General features: G+C 39.5%; 17 protein-coding genes and 2 pseudogenes. 18 read left to right on the top strand and 1 reads right to left on the bottom strand.

What is annotated here, in order from left to right; all coding sequences use genetic code 11:
• Positions 1-84: 84 nt before the first annotated feature.
• The 9 genes and pseudogenes from R7P36_RS14750 (at position 85) to R7P36_RS14710 (ending at position 6,023) form a co-directional block, all read left to right on the top strand.
• A complete protein-coding gene (locus R7P36_RS14750) occupies positions 85-417 on the top strand; it encodes a hypothetical protein (protein WP_020840836.1) in 333 nt (110 codons plus the stop codon).
• A gap of 127 nt (positions 418-544) precedes the next feature.
• A complete protein-coding gene (locus R7P36_RS14745) occupies positions 545-1,183 on the top strand; it encodes a class I SAM-dependent methyltransferase (protein ID WP_042524094.1) in 639 nt (212 codons plus the stop codon).
• Positions 1,184-1,341: 158 nt separating this feature from the next.
• A complete protein-coding gene (locus tag R7P36_RS14740; RefSeq protein WP_230238828.1) occupies positions 1,342-1,989 on the top strand; it encodes a hypothetical protein in 648 nt (215 codons plus the stop codon).
• Positions 1,990-2,151: 162 nt separating this feature from the next.
• Positions 2,152-2,802: a DUF4062 domain-containing protein gene (locus tag R7P36_RS14735; RefSeq protein ID WP_230238832.1), complete on the top strand. Its 651-nt coding sequence runs from the start codon at positions 2,152-2,154 to the stop codon at positions 2,800-2,802.
• Between the two features lie 141 nt (positions 2,803-2,943).
• Positions 2,944-3,633, top strand: coding sequence for a hypothetical protein (locus R7P36_RS14730; RefSeq protein WP_230238826.1), 690 nt, complete (start codon positions 2,944-2,946; stop codon positions 3,631-3,633).
• Between the two features lie 134 nt (positions 3,634-3,767).
• Positions 3,768-4,352, top strand: coding sequence for a hypothetical protein (locus R7P36_RS14725; protein ID WP_230238822.1), 585 nt, complete (start codon positions 3,768-3,770; stop codon positions 4,350-4,352).
• A 151-nt stretch (positions 4,353-4,503) separates the two neighbouring features.
• Positions 4,504-5,022, top strand: a complete 519-nt coding sequence (locus R7P36_RS14720) for a hypothetical protein (protein ID WP_318122200.1) — start codon at positions 4,504-4,506, stop codon at positions 5,020-5,022.
• 141 nt (positions 5,023-5,163) lie between these two features.
• Positions 5,164-5,268: pseudogene (locus R7P36_RS14715) on the top strand (GNAT family N-acetyltransferase); the annotation flags it as partial.
• A gap of 293 nt (positions 5,269-5,561) precedes the next feature.
• Entirely contained in the window at positions 5,562-6,023 is a 462-nt protein-coding gene (locus R7P36_RS14710) for a hypothetical protein (protein ID WP_318122199.1), read from the top strand.
• A gap of 62 nt (positions 6,024-6,085) precedes the next feature.
• On the opposite strand, the gene R7P36_RS14705 is transcribed toward R7P36_RS14710, so the two are convergent.
• Positions 6,086-6,433, bottom strand: coding sequence for a hypothetical protein (locus R7P36_RS14705; protein WP_318122197.1), 348 nt, complete (start codon positions 6,431-6,433; stop codon positions 6,086-6,088).
• A gap of 201 nt (positions 6,434-6,634) precedes the next feature.
• On the opposite strand from R7P36_RS14705, the pseudogene R7P36_RS14700 reads away from it, so the two are divergent.
• The 9 genes and pseudogenes from R7P36_RS14700 to R7P36_RS14655 form a co-directional block, all read left to right on the top strand.
• Positions 6,635-7,060: pseudogene (locus R7P36_RS14700) on the top strand (GNAT family N-acetyltransferase); the annotation flags it as partial.
• 132 nt (positions 7,061-7,192) lie between these two features.
• Positions 7,193-7,681, top strand: coding sequence for a DUF523 domain-containing protein (locus R7P36_RS14695; protein ID WP_041061900.1), 489 nt, complete (start codon positions 7,193-7,195; stop codon positions 7,679-7,681).
• Between the two features lie 134 nt (positions 7,682-7,815).
• Complete coding sequence (locus R7P36_RS14690) at positions 7,816-8,316, top strand: hypothetical protein (protein WP_318122195.1); 501 nt, start codon at positions 7,816-7,818, stop codon at positions 8,314-8,316.
• Between the two features lie 167 nt (positions 8,317-8,483).
• Entirely contained in the window at positions 8,484-9,038 is a 555-nt protein-coding gene (locus tag R7P36_RS14685) for a YdcF family protein (RefSeq protein ID WP_318122193.1), read from the top strand.
• Between the two features lie 135 nt (positions 9,039-9,173).
• Positions 9,174-10,196 (top strand): hypothetical protein, encoded by a 1,023-nt coding sequence (locus tag R7P36_RS14680; protein WP_318122192.1) that lies wholly within the window; start codon positions 9,174-9,176, stop codon positions 10,194-10,196.
• Between the two features lie 143 nt (positions 10,197-10,339).
• Positions 10,340-10,921, top strand: coding sequence for an SLATT domain-containing protein (locus tag R7P36_RS14675; protein ID WP_086369199.1), 582 nt, complete (start codon positions 10,340-10,342; stop codon positions 10,919-10,921).
• A gap of 185 nt (positions 10,922-11,106) precedes the next feature.
• Positions 11,107-11,391, top strand: a complete 285-nt coding sequence (locus R7P36_RS14665) for a hypothetical protein (RefSeq protein WP_105068930.1) — start codon at positions 11,107-11,109, stop codon at positions 11,389-11,391.
• A gap of 690 nt (positions 11,392-12,081) precedes the next feature.
• On the top strand, positions 12,082-12,831 hold the full coding sequence (locus R7P36_RS14660) for a hypothetical protein (RefSeq protein ID WP_052505703.1): 750 nt from the start codon (positions 12,082-12,084) through the stop codon (positions 12,829-12,831).
• Positions 12,832-12,992: 161 nt separating this feature from the next.
• Complete coding sequence (locus R7P36_RS14655; protein WP_017448465.1) at positions 12,993-13,277, top strand: MazG nucleotide pyrophosphohydrolase domain-containing protein; 285 nt, start codon at positions 12,993-12,995, stop codon at positions 13,275-13,277.
• Positions 13,278-14,029 lie beyond the last annotated feature (752 nt).

Here is a 14,029-nt window from a genome sequence, read left to right as displayed (position 1 = left end):
GGTATGCGGCGGCATCGGTATTGCGTTGCTCACCCCTTAACAGGGCGTTATGTGCTTGGAGCTATAAAAATAATGGATCATCGAATGGATATCGACGAAATTGAAGCGAGCTTAGTCACTCAAATATCTGATTACTGGGGGAGTGCTGCTGATGACTTTTGTACTTCAGAGAGCACCAACATACCATTTCAGAGGTTTGTGCTTGAGTTTTCCCTTTATAGATATTCGGTAATTAGGATTACTTTTGAGCGAAATAGCTTATTTTTCAGTGAAGTATCGAAAGGTATAAGCTTCAGTATTTTATCACGTAAAGTTAGTTATCCAGATTTGTTCGATACTCTTGCCGAAATTGATGAAGAAGTTCGCTTAAGGATCCCTGATAAGTATTTAGTGGCTAAAGGTTGGCAACGCACATAACAAATTGTTCAAGAGTGATTCGGCACGCGTGGCATTTTTACTGTGCGTTAGGTTTGGTGGTTAAGGTGTTATGCGGAAGCTTAGGTATTGCGTACCTCACACCTTAACAAGGCGTTAGCAGTCAAGGATGAATATGAAACAAAACTACCAAGTTCATGAAGACATGTATGTTGAAGCTCGCGAAGCTGGCTGGGAAGGTTGGGGTGGCAACGAGCGAATGTCTAAAGCAGTTTTAGTTGAGCGTTTTCTCGAGCTATTTAAACGAACGGTGCAAGGTAAACTGCTCGAACTAGGTTGCGGTGAAGGACATCATTGCAGAGCTTTCCAGAAGTTAGGCTTTGAGGTGGCAGGTATAGATATTTCACCAACCGCAATTGAATGGGCAAAGGAAAAAGCCAGAGCAACAGGAGTCGAGGGTAATTATTATTTAGCGGACCTAACGGTAGCGTCTCTTGAACTTCCAGAACGTTATGATGTTGTTATTGACGGTAATTGCTTGCATTGCATTATCGGTGCAGATCGAGTCATATTTTTGAGTCATGTTTATCGTTCACTGTCTGAAAACGGGGTATTTTTTGTCAGTAGCTTGTGCTCTAAAAATGAAATTAGCTATGAAACTTATAGGGATGGCAGTCCATATCGTCATGTTACCTCTGAAAGTGATCTAGTTGTTGAACTAGAGAAAGCAGGGTTCCAAGTGCTTCATGTCAGTGTCTATGAGCGTGAAACTTCAAACCACATAACGGTGTATGCGATAAAAGCATAATTTTGTGTAGAAAAAACTGCTAACAAATTGTTCAAGAGTGATTCGGCACGCGTGGCATTTTTGCTATGCGTCAGGTTTAGTGGTTAGGGTGTTATGCGGAGGGTTCGGTATTGCGTGCCTCACACCTTAACAAGGCGTTAGCAGTCACAGAGGTAATAATGAATACAGTAGTAAAAATAATTTCTCATAAGGTGTATTTGGAACACCTAGAACTGAAATTAGCAAAAATAAGAGAAATTGCTCAAATCTCTGAAGAAGAAGCGTTAGCTCTGTGCTGTTGCTATATCGAGGCGATCGGTAGTAAGAGGTTTCAGCTTTCCGGAGACGGTGCAGAGAGCAAGACAATATATTCAAAAGCAGAAGCATTTACTGATACTTTAGTGAAGTTCAGCGGTTATGAGTTTTGGGATAAAATTCACCCAGTAGGGTTATTAGGTTGCTTACCTAGTAAAAGCTTTAGCCGAAACTATGATGCCTATGTAGTCAAGCTAACAGAAATTGGTGAATCAGTCAGAGAACCAGAGTTTGTAAGAGAACAGGTAAAAGAACTGCACCTTAACTCTAATCAAAGAAAATGGTTTGAAGACCATATCCATAAAGGTTCTATCGGTTCTATTGCGTACTCGAAAGTTAGAAGTGAAATTGTTCATAATATTTCACATGAACCTTTCACTTTCACAGCAATGTACAATGATGTGAAATTACCAGATCTTGATTATGAATTAATGGAGTCGTGTTTATCCAATGTGCTAGACAACTTAAAGCAACTGTCTGAGGAAAATAACAAGTTTTGGTGGGAGTTTTAAGTAGACTGCTAACAAACTGTTTAAGAGTGATTCGCAACGCGTGGCATTTTTACTATGCGTTGATTTTAGTGTTTAAGGTGGTATGCGGAAGCATCGGTATTGCGTTGCTCACACCTTAACAGGGCGTTATAGCTACCCAATAAATGAAACAAAGGAGTTAAATTGAGTATTAGTCAAAGCTTACATCCTTCGGTGTTTATCAGCTCGACATTTGTTGATTTTATGGACGAGAGACAGGCAATAGCAGATGTATTGCGGTCAGAGTCAATCAATGTCAACGCACTAGATATTCAGCCCGCATCGAATAACTCGTCAAAATCCCAAATCGAAAGGGGTATCAAAGAAGCTGATTTCGTGATCTTACTAGTAGGAGACCGCTATGGTTCAATCCTCCCTAAAATGACAGGTGGTCGCCGAAGTGTTACTCACTGGGAATATTTGCTAGCTTCAAAGAAATACAAGAAACACGTACTAGTTTTCTTCCGCAATAGCTCACATCTTACTGGTGAACGCAAACTGTACGATGATGCCGACGAAGAACTAAAAGAAAAACAATTCAAACTTAAGCAATTTAAGACTCAGTTATCAGAGCTTCATAATCCTAGTTACTTTAATTCAATCGCTGAACTAACAGAAAAGGTTAAGTCTTCAATTGTTCCCGCATATAGAGGAATTATAAGCGACTTGAATATGAAGGACTCTCAAAGGAAAGCTCGTATTTTGGAGTTGGAATCCGAAATTGAAAGGCTCAAGAATAATCCGTTTAGTGATGCAATGGCTGATGCTTTCAAAGCCGCTCGTGGGGAGTTGTAGCTATAACAAACAATTTAAGAGGGATTCCCAACGCTTGGCATTTTTTCTTATACTTCAAATTTAGTGGTTACGGTACAATGCTTTAGGTCGGGTGGTAGCGTTGCTCACCCCTTAATTGGGCGTTAGCTGTCTGAGGAGATTATGAATAAAAATTTAACTGTGATTGGTTTTGTATTGACGGCAATATACATGGTCGGTTTGCTCTCAATATTAAGTGATCGAATTGGGCAAATACTTGTCATGGATTTAAACGAAGTTGGAGACTTCTTTGCCGGCATCTTTGGACCTGTAGCATTTTTGTGGCTAGTACTCGGTTTTTTGCAGCAAGGGAAAGAGTTACAACAGAGTACCAAAGCACTTGAGCTGCAAGCTGCGGAACTTAATCAGTCTGTTAAACAACAGCGAGAGTTGGTTGAAGTTACTAGAGCTCAATTGGAAGCTGAGCGCAATGTTGTTGAATTGGAAAACAAACGGCGTGTTGAGGCGGCAAAGCCTAATTTTGTATTCCTTGCTGTTGGGGCTGCTCATAGTTCTGGTAAAAGTACGTTTAGATTTAATGTAAAAAACACAGGAAGTACATCTACTAACTTGAATATAGTATTTAGTGAGCCGATGGCACAGCAGCATCCAACGGAAGTTCATGCTTGGGAAATGAGTCAAGAAGTTCAATTTCAGTTTAGGTTTGCTAGCGCTATACCTGATGAGTCAACTGTTACAATTCATTATGTTGACGCTCTTGGTAGCTCAGGACAAAGTGAGTATAGAATCGTAAAACAACTTACAGACTCACCTAACCCAAGTCTTAAGGTAATACCAAAAACCAACAGCTAACAAACTGTTTAAGAGTGATTCGCAACGCGTGGCATTTTTATTATGCGTTGGTTTAAGTGATTAAGGTGGTATGCGGTGGCGTCGGTATTGCGTTGCTCACACCTTAACAGGGCGTTAGCTGCAAGGAGGTAAAATTGAGTTATTTTGCAAGATTTGAAAAAATAAATGGTCAACTTTTTAGGTTTGATACTCGTATTTACCTTACGGAATTTGACCCGCAAGAACCGAGTATTTGTGTTGGAGCCATAGTTGGTAAAAATCCTGGTTCGGCTCAACCTCACATATTTGGAGAACTGCAACCTCTCGATCTCAATGGCGACAAAATGCTTCCAGCCGTTCGCAATCGCTTTTTGGATGCTTATAAAATTGCTCAGAAGGACATTCCTATAAACGCTTATGTTCGTGTCTGGAACCTTTTTTACTTATGCGACGCTGACTTGAGCTCCGCATGTAACAAAATTGCGAATTTCAGTAATATACCGACTTGTGAAAGTGAAAAAGAGTATACCCCTATAATTTGGTTCGGTTGGGGTGGGAGTGATAATAGGTTAAATTCCTATAAAAATAGATTTATATCTAAAACATGGGACAACCAGTTTTATTATAGTCATGTGGAGAAAAGAGTAGTCAACCAACTCCCTTGTCCTGAATCATTTGCTAAACACACACAAGGCATGCCTTCTGAGCCAGTAAATGGGCATCTCTCAGAAATAATTTAGTATACAGCTAACAAAGCATTTAAGGGTGATTCGCAACGCTTGGCGTTTTCGCTTCGCTCAAGTATAGCCAAGCGTCGCTCACACCTTAATGCGGCGTTAGCTATTTATCGGAATCGTCACTTTTTAATCTTTATCCACTATAGGAATTGTTGTGATAGATAAAACTGAGCTAGTTGATTGTTACAAGAGTGTTTTATTAACGCTAATTGATAGCAGAATTAATGAATTAAAATTTTACGTGAGCCAGAAGGCTTTTTCCCATATGACTATATCTGTAGCCTTTTGGCATTATGACATGCATTGGAATATATGGAATAAGGATGGGCTGGATTTTGTCCAACATAATCAAGTCTCACATAATGAGTTTATTATTCTCTCTGATTTTGAAAGAGGTAATAAGAATGTATCTAAACTTCGAGATATCATGGAAAGTTGGGAGGAGGAGGAGCTTTCAGGCGATGAAGATGAAGATGAAGATATTAAACTACTGATTAGGATTGCGCACGAATCACTTGCTTTGGCGATAGAAAGTGATGGAATTAAGCCATTGTTTCTAGACATCTTAAAAGAAAACCCTTCTTTTGAAGAAGCCTCTTTCAATTCTATGGTTCGTATAGAAGATGAAGAAGGTGTGTTTGACGTTAACTTTCTTGATTTCTTGAAAAAATAGCTAATAAACTGTTTAAGAGTGATTCGCAACGCGTGGCATTTTTACTATGCGTTGGTTTAGGTGATTAAGGTGGTATGCGGCGGCTTTGGTATTGCGTTGCTCACACCTTAACAGGGCGTTAGCCCTTTTCGAGGACATGATATGGAAATCGTACAAGAAATTGATGTTTCAGAATTGCATCATAAGGCAATAGAAGCATTAAGAAACCAAGCTTTTCCAGACAGCCAAGTAAGTCGTTCTTACTTTATAGCCCTCCTAAACAGAGTTGGAGTCATCGAAAACTAACAATAGATGTCTCTATCTCTCATTTCGAATCCTATAATAATGGGGGTAAACCACATGCTGATTGTATATATCTAGCTTATGTCTACATTGTCAATATAACTAATTTGCATAGATCTTATTCTTTAGTATAAGTGATTACAAATGCATATAAACCAATACATCGAGTGTAGATTACGGATTAGTATCTACTGGAGTCCTTAAACTTTAGCATGTTAATGAATTTCATAATCAATCAGTTATATGAGGAGTTAGGTTTGTGTAAAAAGATGATAGTTATTGTGATGATGTTTGTGTTTCTAGCGGGCTGTAATGGCTCGAGTGAGCCAAAGGAGGCCAAAAAGTCAGTGACGTATGTCGAGATGAAGGCTTACCTCTCTAAAGGAGAATTAACGCAAGAACAGACAGCTTTAATACGCGAAGTAATACAGAAACAATTTCAATTTGGCGTTCCGATGCCGCATAAACTTAATATGGCTGGTTTTAAGTATTATTTCGATGCAATTGAAGATAGTGATAAATGTAAGAAGACCCTTGAGTCGTTGTTTCTATCTTTGGGGTATATTCCGACACCTTCAGACGCAGTTATTCCATTTTTTAAAAAATTCAAGAATACAATAACTAAAAATACCAAAGAGACTGAAGGGTTAGCTAAACAAGCATGTTTAAGTAGTCGTGTTTTACAGAATAAGTCTGTTGTGTTACATGAGTTTAAGTAGTAGGTGAAACTTTGCATTCAAGGCGCCGGTTCTCTATAAGTTCCGGCGCTTTTTAATTGTACCTAGAGGCTTTGAACTAGCCCTGTACTAGGCTTAACCTTCATTGACATCATTGCAATACGGTTATCTTTGTATATGTCAATAACGTCAGTGGCGAACGTGTTTGGCCATTTAATGTTAGCGACATTTTTAAGCGTTTCTGTTTCGACTAATGTGACATCGTAACGTCTGTTCAGGAAGTGCTCAAATATAGGGTCACTGTTTCTTTCGAAGTCTCCAATGTTTAGGAATAAATAGTGTTTTGCACTTAGTTGAACATTATTCATAACTACTTGTTGCGCTGGCTCTAATGCTTGGATGTCACGTACACCGAACCAGGCTTTTACATTGAGAGCTCTGTATTGACTCATGAGTACTGCGATATTGTTGTGTGTGTATTCAAGAAAGCAGTCATAAAATAGAGGGAAGTGCTCTTTCATAAGATTTTGGTTGGATAATTGTTCTGATGACTTAACAAGATCATGAGAAAGGGGACGGACCACCGAAGACTACATTGTCTGAAGTGCGGCGTTCACTGCCTTAGACACAGACTTAGAGTGTTGATTAGGTAAGCCTTCGATAAGCAGTTACCTCATATGCGTGCCTTTCATTTTCAAGGTGAACAGTTGGTTGGCTATCTTGGACTGGATTATCGCGTTATTAGCGTCGGTGGGGAAATACATAAGGTTCTGGGCGTAATCGACTACTGTGTTGATGAACGTTATCGAGGGCAAGGTATTGGCTCTTTCATGTTGTCAGAAGTATCGGCATTTGCCGAAACTAAAGACGTTGATTTCATAATCCTCATATCTGAGTTACATGATTTCTACTTATCAAATGGCTTTAACAAAGTGCAGTGTATGAAGTCTTGGTTAAAGCTTCACGAGCACACCAACTTTGGAGTTGCTGTAGAGCATATTGATGAACTGTATGTGAAACCACTCAGAGATAAGCAGTGGGGTGTTGGAAATTTTGATTGGCTAGGTTATATGTACTAGTCAACCACTGGGCTAACAAAGCATTTAAGAGTGATTCGCAACGCTTGGCAGTTTCGCTTCGCTCAAGTATAGCCAAGCGCTACTCACACCTTAATGCGGCGTTAGCTATTTCTAGTATATAAAGGAGTTCCAGTGGTAAAAGTTCTCGTTAGTTCATGTCTGGTTGGAAACAACGTTAGATACAATGCGAGCTGTTTATCAGTCAAAGAGCCTGAGTTGCTATGGCTCAAGTCAAACGCAGAACTAGTGACCTTTTGCCCCGAAGTCTCAGCAGGTTTACCTATTCCTAGAGCACCTGCCGAAATCATTACTGGTAAAGGTGTTGATGTGCTTGATGGTTTGGCAAACGTTGTTGGAAATGATGGTATTGATGTTACTGAACAATTTGTAAGCGGGGCAGAGAACGCTTTGGAGCTTTGCAAAAAACAACAAATAAAGTACGCGATACTCGCTGAAGGCAGCCCTTCCTGTGGCAGTTCAAAAATTTATGACGGTACATTCAACGGGATCAAAATCGATGGCTCAGGGGTAGCTACTGCATTGTTAGAGCGCAATGGAATTAAAGTCTACAGTCAACATACGATAGCTAAGCTCCGAGAGGCGTTGGAAAAAAATAGCTAACAAACTGTTCAAGAGGGATTCGCAACGCGTGGCATTTTTACTATGCGTTGATTTTAGTGATTAAGGTGGTATGCGGCGGCATTGGTATTGCGTTGCTCACCCCTTAACAGGGCGTTATGCATATAGGAGTTTTGATGCACCAAAAGTTAATGTCGGTTTTACTTAATGAAGATGAACTAGGGGCTGTTATCAGAGCTCACATGGCTTTGGAGCAAGATATAGATCGTTTTGTATCGCTAGTTGCGACTAATCCTGACTACATTGAGAAGATGCAAATAGATTTCTCAAATAAGCTCAAACTTGCTGTTGCATTTGGCTTGGACGAGGAAATATACAAGCCACTTGTCTCAGTTACCAATATTCGTAATAAGTTTGCCCACCGAGCAGACATGCAGCTGTCAAAGTCGGAAGTTAATAACTTTTATAAAAGCTTTACTTCTGAAGATCAGGCTCTTATTCAAGAGGTTATTTCCAACAATCCTGATCGACCGCCCGGTTTAGGTAAAAAGTACTCGCTTCTTTCAGTCAAAGAGCAGTTTGTGGTCATGGTGTTCTATTTAGCAATTCGCTTGTGGCATGAGGTTGAAATTGAATTGGAATATATACTGGAGCAAGTTGAAGAAAGTACTGAGTAACACTAAATATGCATAACAAAGCGTTTAAGACAGATTCGCAACGCTCGGCATTTTCGGTTTGCTTTGATTTTAGTGATTACGGCACAATAGTTTAGGTTCGGTGGTCGCGTTGCTCACTACTTAACGCGGCGTTATGCGTATTCACTCAATCGTGTAAGGGATTAGGATTGAACAAAAGAGAAATCGAGAGTATTACTCAGGTAGTCTTCCCGACACACCAAGATGAGTTCCAACATGCAGAAGTGCTTGTTGTGTTGGGTAGTTACAAAGCAACTCAATATAAGATGCCAACTGCTGTACGACTGTACAAGGAGAAAAAAGTCTCCAAGCTACTGTTGTCAGGCGGCAACTTAGCAATAGATCAAAAGCCCGAGTTTGAGTCGATGAAAGAGTATGCATTGGATAATGGTGTGCCAGATTCGGATATTATCTTAGAACGACATGCAAAAAATACAGTAGAGAATGCACAATATTCTTCAGAGATTATCGTAGAGAGTGAAATCGCGAAAAGGTCGGTGGCAATACTGACAGCGGCTTTCCACATAAAGCGGGCAAAGTACTTATTCAAAAATGCTTTACCTCAATATTTGGAACTTCACAGTTACTTTGTAAACGATCGAAGTACTCGGAGGGATAATTGGTGGCTCACCGAGAGTGCAATCTCTCGTGTAATGCACAGTCATGAAGTGATAAAGCGTTTAGGCGTTAAACCATACGCATAACAAATTGTTCAAGAGTGATTCGGCACGCGTGGCATTTTTACTATGCGTTGGTTTTAGTGGTTAAGGTGGAATGCGGAAGCTTCGGTATTGCGTGCCTCACACCTTAACAAGGCGTTAGTTTATTAAAGGAAAGTTATGAGAACAAAATTTAGGCTTATTGTTCATGAGTCGACAGGACAGAAATACGAAGATTTATTTGTCAAAATCATGTCGTATGCCGATGTCAATTTTAAACCCGTAAAAGCACATGGAAATATTGGTGATAGGGGAAATGATGGTTGGAGCTCTGTCAGCGGGAGATACTATCAATCGTATGCACCAGATGCTCTGCCAGCAAATACTGAAAATGCAATAAACAAAATGAAAGCGGATTTTCTAAAGTTAAAATCCTTTTGGGATGGTATCTGCCCAGTAAAAGAGTTTGTGTTTGTTGTTAATGACAAATTTTTAGGTGTTTCGCCACATATCACTAGTGCAATTAATGAAATTAAAGCTGAGAATAATTTATCAAATGTTGAAATTTGGGGAGCTAGCGACTTAGAAAGAATTTTATTCTCTCTTTCGAGTGATCAAATATCTCAAATAGTTGGCGAAAGTAGATCTGATGTTCAGCCTCATGATGAGTTTTACATGTTTCTAGTAGATAGCGTTACAAAGAAATTACATTTAACAGACTGGATGAGAATTAGTGACAACTTAATCGCTAATAGTATCGAAGATTCTTTAATCGATAGCTTCAGTGAATTTACTGCTTTAGTTTTTAGAACTTCATTTCCAGGTAAATATCCTTTATTAGATTCGTCAATAGCTGAGTTATGTAATCGAGTCGAAAGACTAGTTGAACATTTTACTAATTCAAATAACGCGTATTTAATTGACAATGGTGAGTGGTGGCAAATAGATAGACGCTGGAAGAGAGAATTGTTACAACAGCATGACTACGATCAAAAATATGATGAATGTGAAAGGTGGAGGAAGCAACTGTTTAATATCCATAGTAACCTTGTCCATGCTCTCAACTTGTTTGCAAATGAAGTTAGACAAACTGTAAAGAATGACTACTTTATGAATCAAAGTTTTGTTGTCAACGATTCATTAGGAACTTACAACCAAATGCAAGGTTATCAATACATTCCATCAGAGTTTGTGGCAATTTAATAAACTAACAATCTGTTTAAGAGTGATTCGCAACGCGTGGCATTTTTACTATGCGTTGCGTTTTGTGTTTAAGGTGGTATGCAGAAGCTTCGGTATTGCGTTGCTCACACCTTAACAGGGCGTTATGTTGAATAGGAAGTATCGTGCAAAAACAAAATCATATAGAAGAACTTTACGATAGGATACGAAAGACTGCATGTAGTCGCTTTTATGCGCATGATCGATTGCAACTGCATAACAACGCTTCACTATGGACTATCACATTCTTTTCAATGGGGCTTATCTTTATTCCCTTGGTTGATACATTTGGTTTGGAATCAAGTTTTTCGTCAAACTACACTAATTTTATACAAGTCGTACTGGCGATTCTCATCTTAGTATTCTCCGCTCTCCTTAGCTTGGCAAACTTTGCAGTTCGAGCAGATCGTATACACCAATGTGGTATGACTCTGAATGCTCTCGCAATTCGAGTCCATAAAAGTATCAATGAGGGGGCAACTCCCGAAGAGTATGAAGCTCTAGCAAAAGAGTATGATGACGTATTGCAAAAGCACGAAAACCATTCTTCGCTTGATTATCTGTACACGAAAAACCATATGAGTAATTACTACAATAATCCGTGGTATTTTCCTATATACATACGTTTAAGGTTTGCAATACAGTTTATTCCTTATGCGCTTTTGCTGGTCGGTGAGAGCGCATGGATTTATCTAATGGTGACATAAAATTCAACATAACAAACTGTTCAAGAGGGATTCGCAACGCGTGGCATTTTTACTATGCGTTGGTTTTAGTGTTTAAGGTGGTATGCGGCAACATCGGTATTGCGTTGCTCACCCCTTAACAGGGCGTTATGTGTCAACGCGGAAAAATCACCGATCAGGATGATTAATATCTAAGGAGAGATATTGTGGAGTGGTCAGTTTTAATAGTATTTGTTGTGTTGTTGATATTCATCGGTCACAGAGAGATATCTGCGATGAAATACAAGCATAAACTGTTGGAACGTAAGATAGACTTCTTACTTGAACGTTCTGATTTGTCATTAGATAAACACTTCGGTGTACCAGCCCAGGTGTTAGATGCTGTCAAATCAGGCAACAAGCTAAAAGCGCTGCGACTTTATCGAGAGGAAACTGGCGCTTCTTTAGTTGATGCTCGAAAAGTCATCGAAGAGCTCTGGCCAGACACATAACAAATTGTTCAAGAGGGATTCGCAACGCGTGGCATTTTTACTATGCGTTGGTTTTAGTGATTAAGGTGGTGTGCGGGAGCTTCAGTATTGCGTCGCTCACCCCTTAACAAGGCGTTAGGCGCAGTAAGAAATTTCTTGGCTCATTTTTCTAATTTCTCTTTGGCCATTTGTTTTAGTTTTTCGGCAATTTGGCTTTATCTTCTCAAGTTCTTGAATCACTCAACCCGTAAAACATGTCAAAGTTTGCGGGTTGCCTCATTCCGCTTTGTAGTCGGTTTGTTGTTAGTTTTTTTGGCTCAAATCGTTTCAAGAGTCTCTGTTGTCGAAACGGGTTTATTGGCTGAAATTTGGCACTGAAAGTTAACCTTTCCAAATTCCATTTTTATGCGCTGAAAAGCCAATTTCTTTGGTGTTTAGGTTGCAGTGGGTTTCAGAGACTTTGCCGCTTTAGCCTTTGGGTTTTAATCAAATTCAGTGTGTTACGTGTATTTCTTTTTCCAAAAGGTGTTTTTTAAATCCAGTTTTAACTATTTGCGTGAAGCGCCTAACAAAGCATTTAAGAGTGACTCACAACGCTTGGCGATTTCAGTTTAAACTTGGCTTAAGTGTTTAAGGTGCAGTGGTTTAGGTTGGGTGTTTAGCGCTGTTCGCACCTTAATGCGGCGTTATACGAATTAATAAGGATACTAAATGGATAAAGCGTTAGATGGTGAAAAAATAGAGTGTTTTGTAATCATGCCGATCTCAGATCAGCAAGGTTACGATAAAGACCATTTTCAATTAGTTTATGAAGATATCATTAAACCTGCAGTCAGTTTAGCGGGCATGATACCCGTGAGAGCAGATGAAACTAAAGGATCTAATCTCATCCAACTGGATATCCTGAGAAAAGTAATAAAACTTCCAATTGCTATTTGTGATATTAGTGCTAAAAACCCTAATGTTTTTTATGAGCTTGGCATGAGGCAGGCATTTGATATGCCGACTGTAATTCTAAAAGATACTAATACTGATGCTCCTTTTGATATCAGTGGCCTTAGATATTGCGATTACAATGCTAATATGAAGCATCGTGAGGTAAAAACTGCGATATCGAAACTCTCTAGCATGTTGAAGGAGACATATGCAAATAGAGATAACACCTCAGAAGTTAACTCACTCGTAAGGTTACTAGAGTTATCAAATGCCGCTGAGTTGCCTAGTTCGAATTTATCCACACAAGAGAAAGAAACTAAGTTACTAACTCTGAAATTAGATAGAATCGTTGAAAGTATTGAATCTCTGCAACATCAAGTACAAAACTTGGATAATGATGACACAGAAGACTTTTTTGAAGTGAAGTCAAGGCCGTTAACAAATCTACGTCAACAGCTTCGAAGCCAGCGCCAAAATAAGGACTTTGAACAGTCATCTATGTTTGATGAGGATATTCCGTTCTAAATTCGTATAACAAACTGTTTAAGAGTGATTCGCAACGCGTGGCATTTTTACTATGCGTTGTGTTTAGTGGTTAATGTGGTATGCGGAGGCTTTTGTATTGCGTTGCTCACACCTTAACAGGGCGTTATACGCTTTATGGGAAATGATACACAAAGGACGTTATGAAGTTATCTGAGTTACAAAGTCATATAAAAGAATTCGATTATGCGCCAGAGCAATCTGAACACTATTTTTTAAAACTAATCGAAGAAGTTGGCGAATTATCGGAATCTATTCGCAAAGGTAAAAGTGGGCAACCAACGCTAGATGAACTTAAAGGTTCAATCGCAGAAGAGTTATATGACGTCTTGTATTATGTTTGTGCTTTAGCCAATATTCACGGTGTAAACCTTGAGAAAACGCATGAACTAAAAGAAGTATTGAACAAGGTTAAGTACAACCGATAGAACGCGTATAACAAATTGTTCAAGAGGGATTCAGCACGCGTGGCATTTTTACTATGCGTTGGTTTTAGTGATTAAGGTGGTATGCGGTAGCGTCGGTGTTGCGTGCTTCACCCCTTAACAAGGCGTTAGCACAGGGTTGGCATCAGAGGTCAAAAGTCTTGGTGTTTATTGGTTTGTTTTTCCTGTTTTACACGTGATCAAATGTGCCTTTCACGTTCGCTCCGGTGGCACTAGATGCTTAGTTTTCGTTTTGAGTTCATCGTTTACGGTTTCTAACTTTTGGGTTATTTCGCTGGTGTGGTTTCTTTAGCGCTGAGATGTTTTCGTCAAAGCTAGGTTTGTTTGAAGCTGCGGTTCAAGTCCAAAGTCCGTATCCTTTGCTAATTTGAAAGCGGTGAAATAGGGCGCATTGGCATATTTTTCTTCTATCCACCTTGCATCTTGAAGTTAGCTTTTAGTTTGGTAGTCGTTGGTTTAGCTTCAGAGTTTCAAGCCACAAATATCGTGCTATATTTCAATATCTTGGCGTGTACCAAAGGCTTTAAGGGCAGCGTGCTAACAAACAATTCAAGAGGGATTCGTAACGCGTGGCATTTTTACTATGCGTTAATTTTAGTGATTAAGGTGGTTTGCGGTAGCATTGGTGTTGCGTTACTCACCCCTTAATTGGGCGTTATTTCCGCAACGGATCTCTCAGGCTGAATGTACGTGATTGTAGCCTAAGAGTGAAAGTGGCGGGGTAATAGGGTGGA

The organism is Vibrio sp. 397, assembly GCF_033339395.1.
Taxonomy (GTDB): domain Bacteria; phylum Pseudomonadota; class Gammaproteobacteria; order Enterobacterales; family Vibrionaceae; genus Vibrio; species Vibrio alginolyticus.
The sequence above is the reverse complement of the archived record's forward strand: the minus strand, read 5'-3'. Positions and strand labels throughout refer to the sequence as shown.